The sequence below is a fragment of the Blastococcus sp. SYSU DS1021 genome (genome assembly GCF_054050995.1).
In genome coordinates this window covers 81,286-101,051 of record NZ_JBJHAL010000003.1, presented here as the reverse complement: position 1 = coordinate 101,051, position 19,766 = coordinate 81,286, and the positions used below count along the sequence as shown (strand labels likewise).

General features: G+C 71.5%; 21 protein-coding genes and 1 tRNA gene. 15 read left to right on the top strand and 7 right to left on the bottom strand.

The window, feature by feature from the left end:
• The first annotated feature begins 4 nt into the window (after positions 1–4).
• Complete coding sequence (locus ACI8AP_RS03335) at positions 5–1,156, top strand: hypothetical protein (protein ID WP_456587910.1); 1,152 nt, start codon at positions 5–7, stop codon at positions 1,154–1,156.
• Positions 1,157–1,269: 113 nt separating this feature from the next.
• Complete coding sequence (locus ACI8AP_RS03330) at positions 1,270–1,584, top strand: MGMT family protein (protein ID WP_456587909.1); 315 nt, start codon at positions 1,270–1,272, stop codon at positions 1,582–1,584.
• 84 nt (positions 1,585–1,668) lie between these two features.
• Here ACI8AP_RS03330 and ACI8AP_RS03325 read toward each other — a convergent pair whose 3' ends face one another.
• Both ACI8AP_RS03325 and ACI8AP_RS03320 read right to left on the bottom strand, forming a co-directional pair.
• Positions 1,669–2,964, bottom strand: a complete 1,296-nt coding sequence (locus tag ACI8AP_RS03325; protein ID WP_456587908.1) for an acyl-CoA dehydrogenase family protein — start codon at positions 2,962–2,964, stop codon at positions 1,669–1,671.
• A gap of 393 nt (positions 2,965–3,357) precedes the next feature.
• Entirely contained in the window at positions 3,358–4,002 is a 645-nt protein-coding gene (locus ACI8AP_RS03320; RefSeq protein WP_456587907.1) for a TetR/AcrR family transcriptional regulator, read from the bottom strand.
• A gap of 65 nt (positions 4,003–4,067) precedes the next feature.
• On the opposite strand from ACI8AP_RS03320, the gene ACI8AP_RS03315 reads away from it, so the two are divergent.
• The 6 genes from ACI8AP_RS03315 (at position 4,068) to ACI8AP_RS03290 (ending at position 8,273) form a co-directional block, all read left to right on the top strand.
• Positions 4,068–4,610 (top strand): anthrone oxygenase family protein, encoded by a 543-nt coding sequence (locus tag ACI8AP_RS03315; protein ID WP_456587906.1) that lies wholly within the window; start codon positions 4,068–4,070, stop codon positions 4,608–4,610.
• Positions 4,611–5,122: 512 nt separating this feature from the next.
• A complete protein-coding gene (locus ACI8AP_RS03310; protein ID WP_456587905.1) occupies positions 5,123–5,530 on the top strand; it encodes an ArsR/SmtB family transcription factor in 408 nt (135 codons plus the stop codon).
• 58 nt (positions 5,531–5,588) lie between these two features.
• Complete coding sequence (locus ACI8AP_RS03305; RefSeq protein WP_456587904.1) at positions 5,589–6,176, top strand: SRPBCC domain-containing protein; 588 nt, start codon at positions 5,589–5,591, stop codon at positions 6,174–6,176.
• A 125-nt stretch (positions 6,177–6,301) separates the two neighbouring features.
• A complete protein-coding gene (locus ACI8AP_RS03300; protein WP_456587903.1) occupies positions 6,302–6,793 on the top strand; it encodes an SRPBCC family protein in 492 nt (163 codons plus the stop codon).
• A gap of 194 nt (positions 6,794–6,987) precedes the next feature.
• Positions 6,988–7,554, top strand: coding sequence for an RNA polymerase sigma factor (locus tag ACI8AP_RS03295; protein ID WP_456587902.1), 567 nt, complete (start codon positions 6,988–6,990; stop codon positions 7,552–7,554).
• Positions 7,551–8,273 (top strand): hypothetical protein, encoded by a 723-nt coding sequence (locus ACI8AP_RS03290; protein ID WP_456587901.1) that lies wholly within the window; start codon positions 7,551–7,553, stop codon positions 8,271–8,273. Before ACI8AP_RS03295 ends, ACI8AP_RS03290 begins: the two co-directional genes overlap by 4 nt.
• A gap of 822 nt (positions 8,274–9,095) precedes the next feature.
• Here ACI8AP_RS03290 and ACI8AP_RS03285 read toward each other — a convergent pair.
• The 3 genes from ACI8AP_RS03285 to ACI8AP_RS03275 all read right to left on the bottom strand — a co-directional run bounded on the left by ACI8AP_RS03285 (position 9,096) and on the right by ACI8AP_RS03275 (position 11,882).
• Entirely contained in the window at positions 9,096–10,283 is a 1,188-nt protein-coding gene (locus ACI8AP_RS03285; protein ID WP_456587900.1) for an MFS transporter, read from the bottom strand.
• A gap of 417 nt (positions 10,284–10,700) precedes the next feature.
• Positions 10,701–10,785: transfer RNA gene (locus tag ACI8AP_RS03280), tRNA-Leu, on the bottom strand.
• Between the two features lie 68 nt (positions 10,786–10,853).
• The gene (locus ACI8AP_RS03275) at positions 10,854–11,882 is read right to left on the bottom strand and encodes a diguanylate cyclase (RefSeq protein ID WP_456588020.1); all 1,029 of its coding nucleotides are present in this window, start codon (positions 11,880–11,882) and stop codon (positions 10,854–10,856) included.
• Positions 11,883–11,978: 96 nt separating this feature from the next.
• Here ACI8AP_RS03275 and ACI8AP_RS03270 point away from each other — a divergent pair, with 96 nt between their 5' ends.
• Together ACI8AP_RS03270 and ACI8AP_RS03265 are read left to right on the top strand one after the other, a co-directional pair.
• Positions 11,979–13,304: a M20/M25/M40 family metallo-hydrolase gene (locus ACI8AP_RS03270; RefSeq protein WP_456587899.1), complete on the top strand. Its 1,326-nt coding sequence runs from the start codon at positions 11,979–11,981 to the stop codon at positions 13,302–13,304.
• Positions 13,305–13,316: 12 nt separating this feature from the next.
• Positions 13,317–14,120 carry an SDR family oxidoreductase gene (locus ACI8AP_RS03265; protein WP_456587898.1) on the top strand — a complete coding sequence of 268 codons (804 nt, stop codon included), beginning with the start codon at positions 13,317–13,319 and terminating at the stop codon, positions 14,118–14,120.
• Between the two features lies 1 nt (position 14,121).
• Here the strand turns inward: ACI8AP_RS03265 and ACI8AP_RS03260 are convergent, their stop codons facing one another.
• Positions 14,122–14,685: a class I SAM-dependent methyltransferase gene (locus ACI8AP_RS03260; protein WP_456587897.1), complete on the bottom strand. Its 564-nt coding sequence runs from the start codon at positions 14,683–14,685 to the stop codon at positions 14,122–14,124.
• Positions 14,686–14,818: 133 nt separating this feature from the next.
• Between ACI8AP_RS03260 and ACI8AP_RS03255 the strand changes: the two genes are divergently transcribed.
• Positions 14,819–15,775: an NADPH:quinone oxidoreductase family protein gene (locus ACI8AP_RS03255; protein ID WP_456587896.1), complete on the top strand. Its 957-nt coding sequence runs from the start codon at positions 14,819–14,821 to the stop codon at positions 15,773–15,775.
• Positions 15,776–15,815: 40 nt separating this feature from the next.
• The gene (locus ACI8AP_RS03250; RefSeq protein WP_456587895.1) at positions 15,816–16,640 is read left to right on the top strand and encodes a pentapeptide repeat-containing protein; all 825 of its coding nucleotides are present in this window, start codon (positions 15,816–15,818) and stop codon (positions 16,638–16,640) included.
• Here the strand turns inward: ACI8AP_RS03250 and ACI8AP_RS03245 are convergent.
• On the bottom strand, positions 16,637–16,840 hold the full coding sequence (locus ACI8AP_RS03245) for a DUF5703 family protein (protein WP_456587894.1): 204 nt from the start codon (positions 16,838–16,840) through the stop codon (positions 16,637–16,639). The two genes, ACI8AP_RS03250 and ACI8AP_RS03245, sit on opposite strands and share 4 nt — an antisense overlap.
• A 132-nt stretch (positions 16,841–16,972) precedes the next feature.
• Between ACI8AP_RS03245 and ACI8AP_RS03240 the strand changes: the two genes are divergently transcribed.
• The 3 genes from ACI8AP_RS03240 to ACI8AP_RS03230 all read left to right on the top strand — a co-directional run bounded on the left by ACI8AP_RS03240 (position 16,973) and on the right by ACI8AP_RS03230 (position 19,736).
• Entirely contained in the window at positions 16,973–17,245 is a 273-nt protein-coding gene (locus ACI8AP_RS03240) for a hypothetical protein (protein WP_456587893.1), read from the top strand.
• Between the two features lie 402 nt (positions 17,246–17,647).
• Complete coding sequence (locus tag ACI8AP_RS03235) at positions 17,648–18,742, top strand: quaternary amine ABC transporter ATP-binding protein (protein WP_456587892.1); 1,095 nt, start codon at positions 17,648–17,650, stop codon at positions 18,740–18,742.
• Positions 18,735–19,736, top strand: a complete 1,002-nt coding sequence (locus tag ACI8AP_RS03230) for an ABC transporter permease (protein ID WP_456587891.1) — start codon at positions 18,735–18,737, stop codon at positions 19,734–19,736. Before ACI8AP_RS03235 ends, ACI8AP_RS03230 begins: the two co-directional genes overlap by 8 nt.
• Positions 19,737–19,766 lie beyond the last annotated feature (30 nt).

Here is a 19,766-nt window from a genome sequence, read left to right as displayed (position 1 = left end):
CGCCGTGGGCGCCATGGACGAACTGATCAGCCCAGCCGTCGTTGCACGGCTACGGGCTGCGCTCGAAGCGGTTGCGCCCACCAGTGACTTCTCCGCTCTGGTCCAGGCGGAAGGGGCCGTACGGGGCGTCCGCCTCAGGGAGCGGGTGGACATCGTCCGCGATGCTCTCCTCAGCGACGTCCCGGCGGGCTTCCCCGCCGCCGAGCGCGTGGTGCTCGACGTGCTGGAGGAGCCGCGTCTCGACGGGTGGATGATCTGGCCCACCACCGAGTTCGTCGCGTCGAGAGCACTCGAATCCGGCTCGACGCGGGACTTCGACGCCGCCATGGCACTCCTCGCCCGGCTCACCGTCGGGCTGACGGGCGAGTTCGCCGTTCGCGAGCTCCTGAACGCGCGACCCGAGCGCGCCCTTTGCATCATGCAGACCTGGACGGGGCATGACAGCGAGCACGTGCGGCGACTCGCCACGGAGGGCTCTCGCGCCTACCTGCCCTGGGCGAAGCGGGTGCCGTGGCTGCTTGCCCATCCTCGTGCGACACGAGGCATCCTGGACGCCACCTACCGGGACCCGGCCGAGTACGTGCGGCGCTCGGTCGCCAACCATCTCAACGACCTCAGTCGCGTCGATCCCTCCGTCGTCACGGACACCGCCGCCGCGTGGGCCGGCGACCCGGACGCCAGCACTCCCTGGGTGCTCCGGCACGGCCTGAGGACGCTGATCAAGCGGGCCGATCCCACCGCGCTGGCGCTCCTGGGCTTCACCGGGAAGAGCCTCCGCGTGGCCCGGCCGCGCATCTCCGGTGAGGTCGTTCCCTGGGGAGGGGAACTCACGTTCACGACCGTCGTCACCAACGAGGGGGAGACGGACGCCACCGTGGCGATCGACTACTCCATCGGATTCCGACGTGCCAACGGGTCCGTCAGCGGGAAGACCTTCAAGCTCGGGTCACGACGCATCGCCGCCGGCGGAAGCACCGTCGTCACGAAGACCCACTCCTTCCGGCCCATCACCACCCGGACGTACTACCCGGGGCCGCACCACGTCACCGTGCAGGCGAACGGGGTCCTCTCTCCACCCGAGGAGTTCGTCCTGGGAAGGGCGGACGAGGACGAGAACGGTCGTGATGACGCGCGTCAAGGGCAGCGAGGCGCCTGAGGTCCAGAAGCTGGGAGCGGCCGCCGAGCCTGCGGACGTCAACCTGCGTCGGTCGGAACGGTCGGCGAAAACTCCACGGCACACCGATCGACGAAGGCAGTGAGGGCGAGATCATGAGCGAAGTGGCCGAGCGGGTCCTGAGCACCGTGTCGTCGATCCCCAGGGGGCAGGTGATGACCTATGGCGAGGTCGCCGAGGTGGCCGGCACGGGCGCGCGTGCCGTGGGCCGGATCCTGCGCAACGGCGGTCACGACGTGCCGTGGTGGCGGGTGGTCGATGCCAAGGGGCGGCCGGTCCAAGGCGCGGCCCACGAGGCGCTCGCTCAGTTCCTCGACGAATCCACCCCTTTGCTGCACCGTGGCCACGACGTGCGAGTGGATCTCGCGCAGGCATCGTGGAGCATCCACGATGCCGTGCGCGATACGTGACCCCGGGGCCTGCTGTGCTGGCGGTTGGCCACCACGATGCCGGGTGGATCGCCCGGGAGCATCCGGTCTTGGGCAGCCGCTGGCTCAGGGCCCGGCGAAGACGCCGTCGCCGAGGGCCTCGGTGCGACCGGGGGCCGGTTCGGTGTAGCGACCGGCCTCGTGGCGGGCGACGACGAAGTGGTGCACCTCGTCGGGCCCGTCGGCCAGGCGGAGGGTGCGCTGGCTGGTGTACATGTCGGCCAGCGGCGTCCACTGCGACACCCCGGTGGCGCCGTGGATCTGGATGGCCTGGTCGATGATCTGGCACACCTTCTCCGGCACCATCGCCTTCACCGCCGAGACGTAGACGCGGGCCTGGGAGTTGCCGAGCACGTCCATCGCCTTGGCGGCCTTCAGCACCATGAGCCGGCAGGCATCGAGCTCGATGCGCGCCCGCGACACCGTCTCCATGTTCTTGCCGAGGTTCAGGATCGGCTTGCCGAACGCCTCCCGGAACTTGCCCCGGCGGATCATCAACTCCAGCGCCTTCTCGCCCTGGCCGATCGCACGCATGCAGTGGTGGATGCGCCCGGGCCCCAGGCGCACCTGGCTGATCTCGAAGCCACGGCCCTCGCCGAGCAGCATGTTGGAGGCGGGCACGCGCACGTCGGTGAACCGGATGTGCATGTGGCCGTGGGGGGCGTCGTCGCGGCCGAACACCTGCATCGGGCCGAGCACTTCGACGCCGGGGGTGTCCATCGGCACGAGGATCTGCGACTGCTGCGCGTGCGCCGGCGCGTCGGGGTTCGTCTGGCACATGACGATCATGATCTTGCAGCGGGGATCGCCGGCGCCGGAGATGTAGTACTTCTCGCCGTTGAGGACGTACTCGTCGCCGTCGCGCACCGCCCGGAGCCGGATGTTCTTGGCGTCGGAGCTGCCGACGTCGGGCTCGGTCATGGCGTAGGCGGAGCGGATCTCGCCGTTGAGGAGCGGCTCGAGCCACTGGGCCTTCTGCTCGGGCGTCCCGACGCGCTCGAGCACCTCCATGTTGCCGGTGTCGGGGGCCGAGCAGTTGAGCGACTCGGAGCCGAGCGGGTACTTGCCGAGCTCGACGGCGATGTAGGCGTAGTCGAGGTTGGTGAGGCCGCCGACCTCGGAGTCGGGGAGGAAGAAGTTCCACAGGCCGGCCTCCTTGGCCTTGGCCTTGGCCCCCTCGAGCGCCTCGAGCTGACCCGGCGCGTACGACCAACGGTCGGCGCGCCCTTCGCCGAGCCGGAAATACTCCTCCTGCATCGGCGCGACCACGTCCTCGAGAAATCGGACGACTCGGTCGAAGAGCGGCCGGGCCTCCTCGCTCATGCGCAGGTCGAACAGCTCCGTTGGCTCAGCGGTCTGCATCAGGTGTCCCTCTCAGCTGGTCCGTGCGGCGGCGGGGGCCCACCGGGAGCGCAGCGAGAAGCGCAGCAACGACCTGGTCCCGGTAGGACGAAGCCTCGAGGGTGGCATAGCGGGGTAGTCGGCCGCTCGGACTCTTCCCGCGAAACAGGTTCTGATGCCCCGAGGACTGCGCGCCGCCGGATACGCCGCGGTTGCTGCTCCCTGGAACGACAAAGCCCCACGAGGTGAATCGTGGGGCCCCCGTTCGGTGACCGAGGGGCGACACGGTACATACGCACACGTCTGCGAGGCGCCCGCTGACGGATCCGCCGTGGTCGCCACGGACTGCCCCAGCACGTCGGTCAGCCCCCGACCCTGCGCCCCGGTCAGGCGCCCCCCGGAGCGTGTCCATCCTCAGTCCGACCGGGGGCGCCGGGAGGGCTGGGTGAGGCGCAGGAACGCATCGACTGCCAACTGGGCCCGCCGCTGTCGGTCCGGGCCGCTCGGCGGCGCCTCACCCAGCAGGGCGCGGATCTGCACGTCCTGGATGACCAGCCCGTAGAAGAGAGCGAAGGCGCTGCCTGGTTCCTCGATCACGAGCACACCGTCGTCGGCGAGCCTGGACAGGTAGCCCTCGACAAGCGGACCCGTGGTGTGCCGGCCGTGGCGCAGGAGCACGACAGCCAGCGGCGACGAGGTCATGGCCGCACGGTTCAGGGCCAGTGACGTCTCGCTGGTCAGCAGGTCCAGCAGCCCGCGGGCGATGCCGAGCAGGACGTCTGACGGGGCTCCACCGCGGTTGACCGCCTGCTCCACCAGTGCGTTCGTGGCAGCCGACTGGCGCCGGATGAGTGCGGTGACCATGCCCTCCTTGCTGGCGAACCACGAGTAGAGGCTCTCCTTCGACGAGCCCGCGCGGGCGGCTACGGCGCTCATGGTCATCCGCTCGTAGCCGGCCCGGAGGATCTCTTCGAGGGCAGCGTCGAGCGCCTGATCGCGTCGTTGCGCACGCTCCGCCTCGGGTGGTCGGCCGCGTCGTCGTCCGCCGGGAATGGGCACTTGACAACCGTACCGAACAGTTCGAATCTATCCGAACCGACCGGTTCGATTCCGAGGAGCAGCTCATGCTCGGCACATCCACGTACCCCGCGACCGACGCCAGCAGCGGCGGCGCACGACGCTCCCGGATCGAGTCAGCACTGCTCGCTGCGTCGACGGTGGCCACCGGGCTGATGGCGGGCTTCTTCTTCGCCTACGCCTGCTCGGTCATGGTGGGCCTCGCCAGGACGGAGGACAGGACGTTCATCGAGGCGATGCAGTGGATCAACGCCACGGTGCGCAACGCGGCCTTCGGACCGGTCTTCTTCGGCGCTCTCGTGCTCACCGTCGCGGCCGCGGCGCTCGTCCTGGCGCGTCGTCGCCCCGCTCGGTTGTGGGTGGTCGCGGCCGCCGTCCTCTACGCCGGCGCATTCCTCGTCACCATGGGCTTCTCGCTTCCGCTCAACGAGCAGCTGGCCTCGGCCGGTCCGGTCAGGGCGATCGCCGACCCCTCCGCGGTCCGGGCAGCCTACGAAGAACCGTGGGTCGCCTGGAACCTGGTGCGTACCGCGCTGAGCACTGCCGCCTTCGTCGCCCTCGTCGCAGCTCTGGTCCGGCGCCGGCGCTGACCTGGTGGCAGCTCGACGTCGGCGACGCGCGCTCTGCGCCGGGGCGCTGCTCGCTCCGCCGATGATCGCCCGTGGGCGGCCCGGGCCGCGATCCGGGCCGCCGGGGGAGTGCCGCAGTGGGATCGGTGCTCATCGCGGCCGCGCCCAGCACCCCCGGTGCTCGGCTCGGCGTGCGGTCGCCGGAAGCGGCGCCGGGGCAGCCACTTCGGCGCTCGTGGCCGCGGGAGCCGTCATCGTCCGCGCGGAGACCGAAGGCCGCACCCAGGCAAGCGGCCGGGTCGTACTGACGTCGGGCCGAGGACCGCCACGGGGCTCCGTTGGTGCCTGCGCCCATGCCGACGTCTGCCCCGGGCTCCACGTGACCGCCAGGAGCTCCCGAGTCGAGCCGCTGTCCTCGGCCTGGAGTACTTGCCACGACGAATTCTCGTTGCGCAGCCGGCGCTGGATCTGCTCGGCCGCCCTCAGAACGCCCGTATCGACTTATATAAGTAGGGGCCGGTAGAGTCGGGTTCGTGCACGCGTTCGACATCCTCGGCGACCCGGTGCGCCGACGAATACTGGAGCTGCTTGCCGACGGCGAGCAGACCTCGGGCCGAATCACGGACGTCATCCGGGCCGAGTTCGGACTCTCCCAGCCGGGTGTCTCACAGCATCTGCGCGTGCTGCGTGACAGCGGGTTCACGTCGGTGCGACCTGAGGGAGCTCGCCGCTTCTATGCCGTCGAGCCCCGGCCGCTGAGCGAGGTCGACGCATGGTTGGACCGGTTTCGCCGGTTGTGGCAACAGCGCCTCGACGCCCTGGAGACCGAACTGGCCCGGGGCAGGCGTGCAGCTCGGACTCCGGCTGGTGGGGAGTCCACTCGACCGGCCGAGCCTGGCATCGATGCGGACAAGACGGATCCAGCAGCGAGGGGCACCTGACGTGAAAGACGTACTGGACGAACTGACCGCCGCGCGCCGGGCGATGGGGAAGGGCAGCGTGCCCGCCGGCGAGGCGTACACCATCGAGTTGCGGCGGCGATACGAAGCGCAGATCGACGACGTCTGGGACGCCGTTACCAGCCCCGAGCGGCTGCATCGCTGGTTGAGCCCGGTCACCGGGGATCTGCGGCTCGGCGGGAAGTTCGAGTTGGACAGTGGCGAGCACGGCGAGATCCTCCGGTGCGAGCCGCCGCGGTTGCTGAAGGTGTCCTGGCTCTACGGGCCGGACGCCGACGCTTGGCCCGGCACGAGCGAGGTGGAAGTGCGTCTGGTCCCGGGGCCGACCGGCGACACCGAGTTCGAGCTGATCCACGCGGCGGTCGTCGAGGAGCCCCTCTTCCCGACCTACGGCCCCGGTGCCGGCGGCGTCGGCTGGGACCTGCATCTCCTCGCCCTGGCCCGGCTGTTGGCCGGTGGCGAGACCGCCGACCACGAGGTGGTCCAGAGATCGCCCGAAGGGCGCGAGCTCATCCGCCGCAGCGCAGCGGCCTGGGGCGATGCTCACCTGGCCGCCGGTGGCGAACCGGAGCACGTCGCGGCCGCGGTCGAGGCCACCATCACGTTCTACGCGCCCGACCCGACCTGAACTCCCGCTGCGGTGAGCTGATCGGCGTTCATGGCGCTCGCAAGACGGATGTCAGGCATCCGCGTCGAAGAGCAGACGAGCAGCACAACAGGCAGGTTGACCCACCGCCGGGAGGAAGGCGCGACATGAAGTACACCAACTCGATCGAGATCGCCCTGCCGCGAGAGAAAGTGGCCCAGCTGCTCGCCGACCCGGCGCACCTACCGAAGTGGCTGCGAGACCTGACGCTGCACGAGCCCGTGGAGGGGATGCACGGACAGCTCGGGACCACGTCCCGGGTCGTGATGCAGTCGGGGAAGCGGAAGTTCGAGTGCACCGAGACGATCACACGCCGGGATCCGCCAGACCTGGAGGCGATCCCCACAGAGGCCGTCGTTCACTTCGAGCGAGAGATCGTCGGCGCGGGCATGTGGAGCGTCGTGCGCGATCGGCTGACCGAAGCCAGTCCGGGGTCGACGCTCTGGGAGAGCGAGAGCGAGTACCGGTTCGCCGGTCCGCTCATGCGGCTGGTGGCGCGGCTCATGCCCAGCGCCTTCCACAAGCAGTCGCAACAGCACATGGAGGATTTCAAGGCGTTCGCCGAACAGGGGAAGGACGTCCGCGAACTGAGGGACTGATCTGCCGCGATCAGCAACGAGAAACTCCGGCGGCGATCGGCCGTCGCTCGGCGCGATCGCGAGCGGGCACAGCCGTCGAGGAGTCACGAAGCCGCCTGCCGTAGCGCTGGAGCGGCCAGCGGAGGGGCGGAGGGATGGCAGGACGACACGGGCCGCGGACGTAAGAAACGGCCAGGTGCCGGACATTGCAAGGTGTGACAGCGACGGGAAGCGGTTCGGCGGCGGAACCCGAGACCAGCCGGATCACCGCACTCTGGAAGGAGCACGCCCCTCGGGTGCTCGCCTACGCGCAGCGGCACACCGACCAGGAGACCGCGCACGAGGTCGTGTCGGAGACGTTCCTCGTGGCCTGGCGGCGACTGGCCGATGTTCCGGGGGATCCATTGCCCTGGCTGCTCGTCGTCGCCCGCAACACGCTCACCAACCACCGTCGCTCGGGCTACCGACAAGCCCTGCTGCAGGGCGAGTTGCAGCGGCTGACCGAACTGACCGAGTACGGCCCGGCAGCCGAGATCTCCGCTGTCGAGCGCCAAGCGATGCTGGCAGCCCTGGCCACGCTCACCTCGATCGAGCGGGAGGCGCTGCTGCTCGTCGCCTGGGACGGGTTGAGCGCCCCGCACGCCGCGCAGGTGGCCGGCTGCTCGGCTACCACCTTCGCCGTTCGGTTGCACCGTGCGCGCCGACGATTGCGGGAGGCGACCGCCGACCCCGAACCAGCCCCACTCCGCATCCGAGCGACACGTCCAAGGAGCGCCTCGTGAACGAGACGACCGATCCGCTCACCCGCCTCCAGGCGCTTCGCCCGGCTCCCGCGCTGGACGAGGACTGGTCGGCTGCTGAACTCGCCCGCATCACCGCCTTCACCACAGCGTCCCGGACGGAGCAGCGGCTCCCCAGGCGCCACCGCCGGAAGATCGTGTCCGTTGCCTTGTCCGGGGCGTTGCTCGCCGGCGGCATCGGGACAGCGGCCGCGACCGGCCTCCTGCCAGACCGACTCGTCGACCTGCTGGCCTCGAGGGCCACCGACCCGGATTCCGCTGCTGCGACCGTCCAGCGAGCTGGGACCGCTCCTGGACCCGACGGGCGGGTTTTCACGGTGGTGACATGGGAGGAAGACCCCGCAAACGGCTACACCTGGTGCACCGCGCCCGTGTTCGAGACGGCGGAAAGCGCCGCTGGACCAGCACCCGCCGACTTCTACGAGAACGGCGGGGCGTGCGGTCCCGGGAGCTTCCCGAACGACTTCGCGGCGGAGACGGGTATTTCCGGAGCCGACCCGTACGTCGTGTACGTGGTGCGCGCCGGGACCGCCGTGCGCGGCGAGATGCAACTGCCCGACGGATCGACCTACCCGACCGTGCTCGCACGTGGGTGGCTGCACGGGTGGTTCCCCCCCGGGGCCGACGGCGTGCTGACCGGCTATGAGGCCGACGGCTCTGTCGCAGGCACTCTGGAGTTCTCCGGAGGCCTCCCACGTTGAGCAACGCGACCACACGGACGTCGCCTCGAGCTTGATCGAGCGTGGCGCAAAGCGCTTCTTGCGGTCCTCATGCGTCCGGCCGATCCGCGGGTTGCACGCAAGACTGCCACGATCCGCGCGGTCCCCGAGAACGCCAGGGATACCGGCCACCGGGTGTGTGTGTGTGTGTGGGTGTTCTCACGCGTTCCGCGACACCCCGTCAGGGGAGGTCGCGCGCTTCATCGACGGTTCGACGACAAGTGCGTTGGAGTCGTGCGGTCACGCGTACGCCCCGCCGCCGGGCCATCAGTGCCGCGTCCTCGCGAGGCGGGGCACCGCAACAGGATCAGACGCGGCGTCCGCTCAAGGATGGGGCACAGCGCCGATGACCCCATCGACGAAGAACCCCCACGGCTTGACAGCTGTGGGGGTTCAACTCGGTGTCCGAGGGGCGACACGGTACATACGCACACGGCTGCACGCGTGATCCAGTCCGCGACCTCGCCGTACGGGATGTCGAGCGTTGGCTGTCGTGCATCCCGCATCGGATCGTCAGCATCAGGCGGACCGGAACCCGAGAAGTCGATCCTCGGCTCCAACCGCACGGTGGTGCCACGTAGCGGTGGACCACCCCGAGGTGCGGCCTGGAGCAACGACGCCCAGGAGGCTCCGGTGGGTTGTCGCATCCGTGCCGGCTGTGCTGACGCCGGCCGCCGTGGTTACGTCCGCGCCCCGGTCTCGGTTCCAGTGCACGTGGTGGTCGGCGCAACGACGATGGGCTGAAGACGCGCGGCTGAACGGCCTCGACGACGCGCGCCACGAGGGAGCGGAGCCGCCAGGCGCTCACACCCCTCGCGCGGGAGCGACGGTGCTGACGCGGCGCATGGCGAGCGCGCCGAGCGTGGGGCCCGGGGCGAGGAGCAGGAACGCGTACTGCCAGCCGACGCCCTCGGCGATGAGAGGGACCAGTTGAATGCTGAGCACGGTGAGGGCGAACCCGATGGCGGTCTGGGCGCTGAGGGCGGTGCCGACGAAGCGGCGGTCGGCGACCTCGGACAGCGCGGTGGAGAACACGCCCGAGTCGGCGATGACCGAGGCGCCCCAGATGGCGCAGAACAGGGCGAGCACGGGTGCCGGGGCGAGGAACGCCAGTGGCGACAGCAGGCAGCAGGCGCCGCTGACGGTCAAGGCGGTGACGGCCGCCGCGGAGCGCCCGAACCGGTCGGCCGCCCATCCTCCGAGCAGGCACCCGGCCAGGCCGAAGAGACCCATGGTGACGAAGACCAGGATGTGGGAATACGCGCCGAACGCGGCCGACGATGCGGCGTGGAGCACGAACGACGGAAGCCAGGTCCACAGCGCGTACAGCTCCCACATGTGCCCGAAGTAGCCGAGATTGACCAGCCGCGGCCCGGGCTGGGCGAACATCTGCAGCGCGTACCGGGGGTGCAGCCTGGTGGGGCCGCTCGACAGGTGCGGTCCCGGGCGGACCGCGGTGAGGGCCAGGACGGCACCGAGCAGACCGGTCCCGGCCGTCACCTGCAGCACTTCCCGCCAGGGAAGGTCCACCAGCCCGCCGATCAGGTGCGGAAGCATCGATCCGAGAGTCAGCGCGCCGATGAGCAGACCCATGGCCAGACCCCGCCTGCTGCTGATCGCCCAGGAGGCCATCAGCTTGATGCCGACCGGGTAGACGCCGGCGAGGAACCCCCCGGTCAGGAACCGCAGGCCCAACGCGACGGGAAGCCCGTCGGCGAGAACGGCCAGGCCGAGGGTGGCCAGGGCGGCGAGCGCGGCGCTGGCGGCCATGAGGACGTGCGGTGGGAACCGGTCGGCGAGGTTGAGCACGGTGGAGACAAGCGCTCCGGTGACGAAACCCAGCTGGACGGTTCCGGTGAGCCAGACCGCCGAAGCGCTGGAGATGTCCCACTCGGTCTGCAGGCTGGGAACTACCGCGGAGACAGAGAACCACACGGCCAGTCCGAGGACCTGGACCGCTGCGATCGCCGCGCGCTGTGTCCCCGGTGTCATGGGCAGGGTGTTCGTCCCGTCGCGAGTCGGTCGTGCTGATGGTGGGAACGGTCCTTGCCGGGCCCACTGAAAGTCCGGTTCCGGTACGCCGTCCCCGTCGGACCGTATCCAGGGGGAACGTGGCCAGCAGCCCGGCCACGTGCAGCGCGAGGCAGAGCGGTGTTCGACGCCGCCTGCCGAGCTCGGCGACGCGGGTAACGAGCGCGAGCCGCGTCCGGACGTCGGGACAGGGCGCCTGAGACAGCGTCCACCTCGCCCGGTGCACGGCCTACGTGCCACCTAATGCCAACAACGTCGGGCCGGTCGGCTGGAGAGAGAGGCCGATGCGGGGCAGCTCTTCAGGCATCAGGCAGACGTACCGGTACGAGAAACGGAAGAACCCCCACCGGCCAGTGAGGCTGTGGGGGTTCAACTCGGTGTCCGAGGGGGGACTTGAACCCCCACGCCCGATAAAGGGCACTAGCACCTCAAGCTAGCGCGTCTGCCATTCCGCCACCCGGACGAGTGCGTGGAGAAGACTACCTGACCGCAGAGGCCGGATCACGCACCCCCCGGCGGCCCGGTCGCGGTTCAGACGGCGGCCAGCGCAACCCGCCCGCGCCCGGCCCGCTTCGCGTCGTAGAGGGCCGCGTCGGCCGCGGTGTAGAGCCCCCGTCGGTCACGGGAGTGCTGCGGCACGTGGGCCACGCCGAGGCTGATCGACAGCGGCAGCTGAGTGCCGTCGCTGAGCACCAGCGGCTCGGATCGGACTGCGTGCAGCAGCTCCTCGGCGCGCCGCACGGCGACGGCGCGGTCGCAGCCGGGGAGCAGGACGGCGAGCTCGTCCCCGCCCAACCGGGACAGCACGGCGTCGTGGATGCGGACGTGACCGCGCAGCACAGCGGCGAGGTGCACCAGGACGTCGTCGCCGACCGGGTGGCCGTGGTTGTCGTTGATCGCCTTGAAGCAGTCGACGTCGATCAGCACCAGGGCCGTCCCCCGGGGCACCGACCGGCTGAGCGACCGCTCGAGCGCCTCGTCGAAGGCGCGCCGGGTCGCCAGCCCGGTCAGGGCGTCGACGGTGAGCTGGCGCTGCAGGGCGTCGACCAGCACTTCCTGGGTGCGGTTGGCCCGCACGAGGAGCGTGGCCATGGCGACCAGCAGGGCGCCGAAGAAGAAGAAGTCGGCCAGCGCGGCAGCGGGGGACAGCAGCACCAGCAGGGTGAGCAGCTCGGCGGCCAGCGCGCTCGCGGTCACCAGCACCACCGCCGGGGTCCGCAGGTGGACGGCCGTCCAGAGCACCGGGAACGCGTAGAACGCCTGGGCGCCGGCTGTCGTGTCCGACGTCAGCAGGTTCAGCGAGCCGGTGAGCGCCACGCCGGCCAGGGCCAGCGCGAGGAAGCCGTTCGCCCGGTCGATGCGCTCCGGCGGCAGCGCCCGGCACGCCGCCGCCGCGCCCAGCAATGCGGCCAGGCCCACCCAGTGCACGACCTGCGCCGCGGCGCCGCCGTCCGATTCGTACAACACCGGCAGGACGAACAGGACCGCCGCGCTGACCACCAGCAGGACCGAGCCGTTGGCGGCGGCGGCTCGGGGTTCACGGGCGCCGAAAGGGCGCATCGTCCTCACGGCCGATCCATCGACCCGGGGATTCGGACGGTGGAGTACCGCATCACTCGCTCGGGTGAGCACCGTCGAGGTGGCACCATCGCGACCATGGCCGACACCCCCGCCCCGCTGGCCGGCGCCCAGGCCGAGGTGGCCGAGCTGCTCAGCGACCTTATCCGGATCGACACCACCAACACCGGCAGCACGTCGACCAGCGCGGGGGAGCGGACCGCCGCCGAGTGGGTCGCCGGCAAGCTCGACGAGGTCGGGATCAGCAGCGTCATCCACGAGTCCGAGCGGGGCCGGGCCAGCCTGGTCGCCCGCATCCCGGGCGCCGACCGCAGCCGCCCGGCCCTGCTCGTGCACGGCCACCTCGACGTCGTGCCCGCCGACCCCGCCGAGTGGAGCGTGCACCCGTTCTCCGGCGAGGAGCGGGACGGCTACATCTGGGGCCGCGGCGCGGTCGACATGAAGGACATGGACGCCATGGTGCTGGCGCTGGTGCGTGACTGGGCGCGCACCGGCGTCCAGCCGCCGCGCGACATCGTGCTCGCCTTCGTCGCCGACGAGGAGGCCGGCGGGAAGCTCGGCGCGCACTTCCTGGTCGACGAGCACCCCGACCTGTTCGAGGGGTGCACCGAGGCGATCAGCGAGGTCGGCGGCTTCAGCATCACCGTCCACGACGACCTGCGCCTCTACCTGGTGCAGACCGCCGAGAAGGGCCTGGCGTGGATGCGGCTGACCGCCGCGGGGAAGCCAGGCCACGGCTCGATGCTGCACGAGGACAACGCCGTCACCCGGCTGTGCGAGGCGGTCGCCCGCGTCGGCGCCCACCGGTTCCCGATCACCCTCACCCCGCCGATGCGCCAGTTCATCGCCGCGGTCGAGGACGCCTACGGCATCGAGGTCGACCTCGCCGAGCCCGAGCTCGCGCTGGCCCGGCTCGGCAGCATCAGCCGGATGATCGGCGCCGCGCTGCGCAACACCGCCAACCCCACGATGCTCGACGCCGGCTACAAGGCCAACGTCATCCCCGGGACGGCGAGCGCCACCGTGGACGGCCGCTTCCTCTACGGGCAGGAGGAGGAGTTCGAGCGCCAGCTCGCCGCGCTGATCGGTGAAGGGGTGCAGCGCGAGTGGCTGGTGCACGACCAGGCGGTGGAGACGACGTTCGACGGCCCGCTGGTCGACCAGATGGTCGCGGCGCTCAAGGCGGAGGACGACGGCGCCCGGCCGGTGCCGTTCACCATGAGCGGCGGCACCGACGCCAAGAGCTTCCAGCGCCTGGGCATGCGCTGTTTCGGGTTCTCCCCGCTGCGGCTGCCGGCCGACCTGGACTTCGCCTCGCTGTTCCACGGCATCGACGAGCGGGTGCCGGTCGAGTCCCTCCGCTTCGGCGTCCGGGTGCTCGACCGCTTCCTGCGCAACGCATGATGTGATGCGGGGGTGACCTCTCCCACACCCCGCCCCGGTTCCGTCGCCCTCATCACCGGAGGGACCGGCGGCTTCGGCCGCGCCCTCGCCACCAAGCTGCGCGAGCGCGAGGTCACCGTCGTCCTCGCCGACCTCGGCAGCGAGCGCAACCGCCAGGTCGCGGCCGACCTCGGGTGCGAGTTCGCCGTCCTCGACGTCACCGACCGCGCGGCCAACGAGGAGCTCGTGGGCCGGATCGAGGCCGACCACGGCCGGCTGGACGCCGCCTACCTCAACGCCGGCATCTCCGCGGCCAAGAGCGACGACGTCCTCGACCTCGACGAGTTCATGCGGGTGGTCGACGTCGACCTGTTCGGCGTCGTCTACGGCGTGGCCGCGGCCCGCCCGGCGATCAAGCGCGCCGGGGGCGGCGCCATGGTGGTCACCGCGTCGCTGGCCGGCCTCTCGCCCATGGCGACCGACCCGGGCTACAGCGTCGCCAAGGGGGGCGCCATCGCCTTCGTCCGCTCCATGGCGCCGCGGCTGGCGGCCGAGGGGACGACGATCTCGGCGATCTGCCCCGGGTTCGCCGACACCGCGATCATCGACCGGATCCGCGACCAGTTCACCGCTGCCGGCTTCCCGGTGCTCACCGCCGAGGAGGTGGCCGACGCGATGGTCATGGCCTGGGGCTCGGCCGAGCCCGGCGCGGCCTACGTGATCCAGCCCGGCGTCGGCACGGTGCCCTACAAGTTCAAGGGCGTGCCGAGCGCCAGGACGACGGCGGGCGAGACCGCCGTCGTGCCCGAGGCGCTGCGCCCGCCGTCGATGCGCTGAGTCAGTCCTGCCGGCAGGAGTACAGGAACGCCGGCGGCACGTTCCACGGGGTGATCCGCCACCGCACCGTGGTGAACCGCTTCCGGAGCTCGGGCAGCAGCAGCGGCGAGTACTGGATGACCACGGTGGTGCCGCCCGGCGCCATCGCCCGGGGGACCACGTCCAGGATCCGTCGCCGCAGGCCCGGCTCCAGCGAGGTGTAGGGCAACGCGGAGACGACGACGTCGGCGCGCGCGTCACCGAGGTGGGCCTCGAGGTTCTCCGCGGAGTCGCAGACAACCTGCACGCGGGGGTCGTCGAACCGCTCGTCCAGCAGCTTGGCCAGGCGGGGGTCGATCTCGAAGGTGATCAGCCGCGCGCCGGGGCGCAGCCGGGCCAGGATCTCCTGGGTCTGCGCCCCGGTGCCGGCGCCCAGCTCGACCACCAGCTCGGCTCCCGGCACGTCGGCCATGTCCAGCATGTCGCGCACCGCCGCACGCGAGGTGGGGAGCACCGCCCCCACCTGCCGCGGGTGGGCGAGGAACGCGCCGAGGAAGCGCAACCGGTCGGTGAACTGCTCGATCATCGAATTCCCTCCCGGGCCGCCGCGGGGGAGGGCGGCCACCGCCCCGCAGACTGGCACGCCTGCCGCACCAGTGCGAGCCGGAGGGGAGGGGGCACGTGACGGCGGTCACCGGTGGTCTGGCAAGGTCGGGCCCATGCGTGCATGGCGGGTACACGAACTCGGTGATCCCTCGAAGGTCATGAGCCTCGACGACGTCGACCAGCCCACACCGGCCGAGGGCCAGGTGCTGGTCAAGGTGCGGGCGGCGGCCTTGAACTTCCCCGACGTCCTGATGGCCATGGGCATGTACCAGGAGAAGCCGCCGCTGCCCTACACCCCGGGCGTCGAGCTGTGCGGCGAGATCGTCGAGACCGGCCAGCGGGTCATCGGCTCGCCGTCCGGCGGCCCCGGCGCCTTCGCCGAGTACGCGCTGATGGACGCGAACAACGCCTGGGCCGTGCCCGACTCGATGACCGACGAGAAGGCCGCATCGCTGTATCTCACCTACCAGACCGGGTACGTGGGCCTGCACCGCCGAGCCGGCATCAAGGCCGGTGACTGGTTGCTGGTGCACGCCGGCGCCGGAGGTGTGGGGACCGCGGCCATCCAGATCGGCAAGGCCGCCGGGGCGAAGGTCGTCGCGACGGCCGGCGGCGCACGGAAGACCGGGATCTGCCGCGAGCTCGGGGCCGACCACGTCATCGACTACACGACCGAGGACTTCGTCCCGATCGTCAAGGAGGTCACCGGCGGGCACGGTGCCGACATCGTCTACGACCCGGTCGGCGGCGACGTCTTCGACAAGTCCCGCAAGTGCATCGCCTTCGAGGGCCGGATCGTCGTCGTCGGCTTCACCAGCGGCCGCATCCCCGAGGCGCCGGCCAACCACCTGCTGGTCAAGAACTACAGCGTCGTGGGCCTGCACTGGGGGCTGTACCGGAAGATGGAGCCCTCGCTCATCGGCAAGGTGCACGACGAGCTCGTGAAGCTCATCGAGTCCGGCGCCGTCGACCCGCTCGTGGGGGAGTCCCTGCCGCTGGACCAGGCGCCGCAGGCGCTGGCCAAGCTGGCCGACCGCAGCACCGTCGGCAAGGTCGTGCTGGTGCCCTGATACGGCCGGGCGGGGATCGGCGCCTAGCCTGGTCCCCGCCATGCCGTCCCGCCCGCTGCCCGTCGTCGACGACCGGGTCCACCTGCGGGCGGACTGCTCCCGGTGCGCCGGCCTGTGCTGCGTCGCACCCGAGTTCGCCGCCTCGGCCGATTTCGCGATCGACAAACCGGCCGGCACCCCCTGCCGGCACCTGGGCGAGGACTTCCGCTGCGGCGTCCACGCCACGCTGCGCGACCGGGGCTTCCCCGGCTGCACGGTGTTCGACTGCTTCGGCGCCGGCCAGCACATCACCCAGGCGACGTTCGGCGGCCGCACCTGGCGGGAGACGCCGGAGCTGGCCCGTGCCCAGTTCGCCGTCCTGCCCGTGATGCGCCAGCTGCACGAGATGCTCTGGCACCTCACCGAGGCGGTCTCCCTGCCCGCGGCCGCGCCGCTGCGCGCGGAGCTCCACGCGGTGCGCGACCGGATCGAGCGGCTCACCGGCGGCACCCCGGAGCAGCTGACCGCGCTCGACGTCGGCGCGCAGCGCGGACCGGTGGGGGAGCTGCTGGGCAGGGTCAGCGAGCTGGTGCGTGCGGGGACGCGGGCGCGGGACCGCCGGGGCGCCGACCTGGTGGGCCGCGACCTGAGGGGCACCGATCTGCGCGGCGCGAGCCTGCGCGGCGCCTACCTGATCGGCGCCGACCTCCGCGGCGCCGACCTGGGGACGGCGGACCTGCTCGGTGCTGATCTGCGCGCCGCCGACGTCCGGGGTGCGAACCTCGGCCGGTGCCTGTTCCTCACCCAGCCGCAGGTCTCGGCGGCCCGGGGCGATGCGGCCACGCGGATCCCGGCGGCGGTGCGCCGCCCGGCGCACTGGCGCTAGATGACCGGCTTGGGCAGGTAGGACAGCCGCGCCCGGCGGCGCAGGATGACCTTGCGGGTGCCGTCCGCGTGCAGCTGGAGGCGGGCCAGCTCCCACCCGCCGACGTCGGACTGCAGGCTGAGCATCGTGGCCGCTGCGGACCGGGAGGTGCCCGGCGGGATCCGCAGCGGCGCGAACTCGTAGTCCCCGGCGCTCTCCATCGGCCCGATTGTGCCTGCCGTTCGCCCGGAGGGCACGTGTTGGTCGCCTCCCTCACACCGCCCCGTCCTGCCGGTTCGCCGGTCGGACGGCACGATGGAGGAGGACCGCATCCGCTTGTCAGGGAGGACGACGTGACCGAGCCCGCTTTCTCGAGCGACGTGCCCGACGCCGACCGCGCGGAGCAGGAGGCGCTCCTCGACCCGCCCGCTCCGTCGCGCGCGGGGGAGGCGACGTCGCCCACCGGCGACGTGCCCGAAGCCGATGCGCTGGAGCAGCAGCTGGCTGCCCGCCCCGGCGAAGCCGGCGGCCCCCGGGAGCCCATCGGGTACCGCGAGGCGAACGACGCCGACGTCCTCGAGCAGGAGACCGTCGTCCCGATCGAGGACGACGAACCGGGGGAGTGACCCCCGTGCAGTGATCGGCTCGCACCGCCCGGCCGCCCTCCCGGAGGGCGGCCGGGCGGTGTCGTGTGGGCAACGGCACAGGAAACCACTCAACCGGGTCGCGGGACATGACGGTTGCGTGACAAAGCTTCCGTCGGGCCTTGTCCGTGACCTTTTCGTTTCCTGAGCCCTGTTAGGTCATCGGCGACGGAGACGGATCGAGGAGTGCCCACGGGCCTGTCCCAGCCGCGTCGTGCGACGCGAAGGCACTCCTCCGGGCGGTGCGCCAGAGCGCTCGCACGAGTCCTGACCCCGCTGGCGACCTGCGCCGGTGAGCGGTCGCGACCTTGGCAACGGACGACCAGCAGACCTCCTGCGCCGGTGCCCGCCCGGGATCCGCACGACGATCACCGGAGGTAGCACGTGCCAGTCCTGAGAGTGGAAGGCCTCTACAAGGTCTTCGGTCGACGACCGGAGGACGTCGTCGACCGGTTGCGAGCCGGCGCCTCGGCCGCCGAGGTGCAGGCATCGGGTGCCACGGCCGCGGTCATCGACGCCTCGTTCGAGGTGGAGCAGGGCGAGATCTTCGTGGTCATGGGTCTGTCCGGGTCGGGGAAGTCCACCCTCATCCGGATGCTCAACGGCCTGGTGCGGCCGACCGCGGGGCACGTCTACGTCGGCGACGAGGACGTCGCGGCGCTCGACCCCAAGGGGCTGCGCGCCGTGCGGCAGCAACGGATCAGCATGGTGTTCCAGCACTTCGCCCTGCTGCCGCACCGGAGCGTGCTCGAGAACACCGCCTACGCGCTCGAGGTGCGAGGGGTCGACCGCCGGGAACGGCAGGCGGCCGCCCGCGAGGCGCTGGAGATGGTGGGGCTGCAGGCGTGGGCCGACCACCGCCCGGACGAGCTCTCGGGCGGGATGCAGCAGCGGGTCGGCCTGGCCCGGGCGCTGGCCGCCGGGACCGACATCCTGCTCATGGACGAGGCGTTCAGCGCGCTGGACCCGCTCATCCGGCGGGAGATGCAGGACCAACTGATGGACCTGCAGTCGCGGCTGGGCAAGACGATCGTCTTCATCACCCACGACCTCAACGAGGCCATGCGGCTCGGCGACCGGGTGGCCGTCATGCGCGACGGCCGCATCGTCCGGCTCGACACGCCGGAGGCGATCCTCGCCGACCCGGGTGACGAGTACCTGGAGCGGTTCCTCGCCGACGTCGACCGGTCCCGCGTCTTCACCGCCGGCGACGTGATGAGCGCGCCGGTGGAGGGGGCCGACGGGCGGCCGGTCGCCACCGCCGTCACCGTCGCGCCGGACACCCCGCTGGCCGACCTCCTCGAGCCGTCCGCGCTGTCGGAGGCGCCGCTGCTGGTCGCCGACGAGGCCGGGGAGGCGCTCGGGGTCGTCACCCGCGGCGACGTGCTCGCCGCGCTCGGCGGCGTCAGCACCGACGGCGCGCACCCCCCGACCCCGGCCGACGACGACCCGCAGACCGTGGAGGCGCCCCGTGCCTGAGACCCCCCTTATCACCGCGGCCGAGGAGAGCGCGCTCCCGCGCGTGCCGCTCGGCGACTGGATCGACACCGGCTTCGACTGGCTCAAGGAGAACTTCGACCCGGTCTTCGACGCCGTGAGCACGGGCATCGAGACCGCCGTCGACGGGATCACCGAGGTGCTCCTCTTCCCGCCGCCGTTGCTCTTCGCGGTGCTGCTGGCGCTGCTCGGCCTGGCGGCACGGTCGATCGCCTTCGGGATCGGTTCCCTGGTCGGCCTGCTCCTCATCCAGAGCCTGGAGCTCTGGGAGGCGGCGATGGAGACGCTGTCCCTGCTGCTGTTCGCCACCGTCGTCGCTCTGGTGATCGCGATACCGACCGGCATCGCGGCGGCGAAGAGCGACCGCATCAGCTCGGTCGTCCGGCCGGTGCTGGACTTCATGCAGACGATGCCCGCCTTCGTCTACCTCGTCCCGGCGGTCATCTTCTTCAGCATCGGGGTGGTCCCCGGCGTCATCACCACCATGGTGTTCGCCATGCCCCCCGGCGTGCGGCTCACCGAGCTCGGCATCCGCCAGGTCGATGCGGAGACCGTCGAGGCCGGCTACGCGTTCGGCAGCTCGCCGGGGCAGATCCTGCGCGGCATCCAGCTGCCCCTGGCCCGGCCGACGATCATGGCCGGCGTCAACCAGGTGATCATGCTGGGCCTGTCGATGGCCGTGATCGCCGGGCTCATCGGTGCCGGCGGCCTGGGCCAGATCGTGGTCACCAGCATCTCCCGCCTGGACGTGGGGCTGGGTTTCGAGGCCGGTCTCGCCGTGGTCATCCTGGCCATCTACCTGGACCGGCTCACCGCCGCCTTCGGCAGGTCGGACACGGCGTCCCCCTTCGGCCGCGTGCGCCGCACCCTCCGCCGCCGGAGAGGGCCGAGCGCGTCGACGAGCGTCGGCAGCGGCACCGTCCCGGCCCCCGGCCAGCCCACCGAGGAGCTGGCCACAGCGTCCCCGCGGTCCTGATGAGACGGCCCGGACGGGCCGGTCAGGACC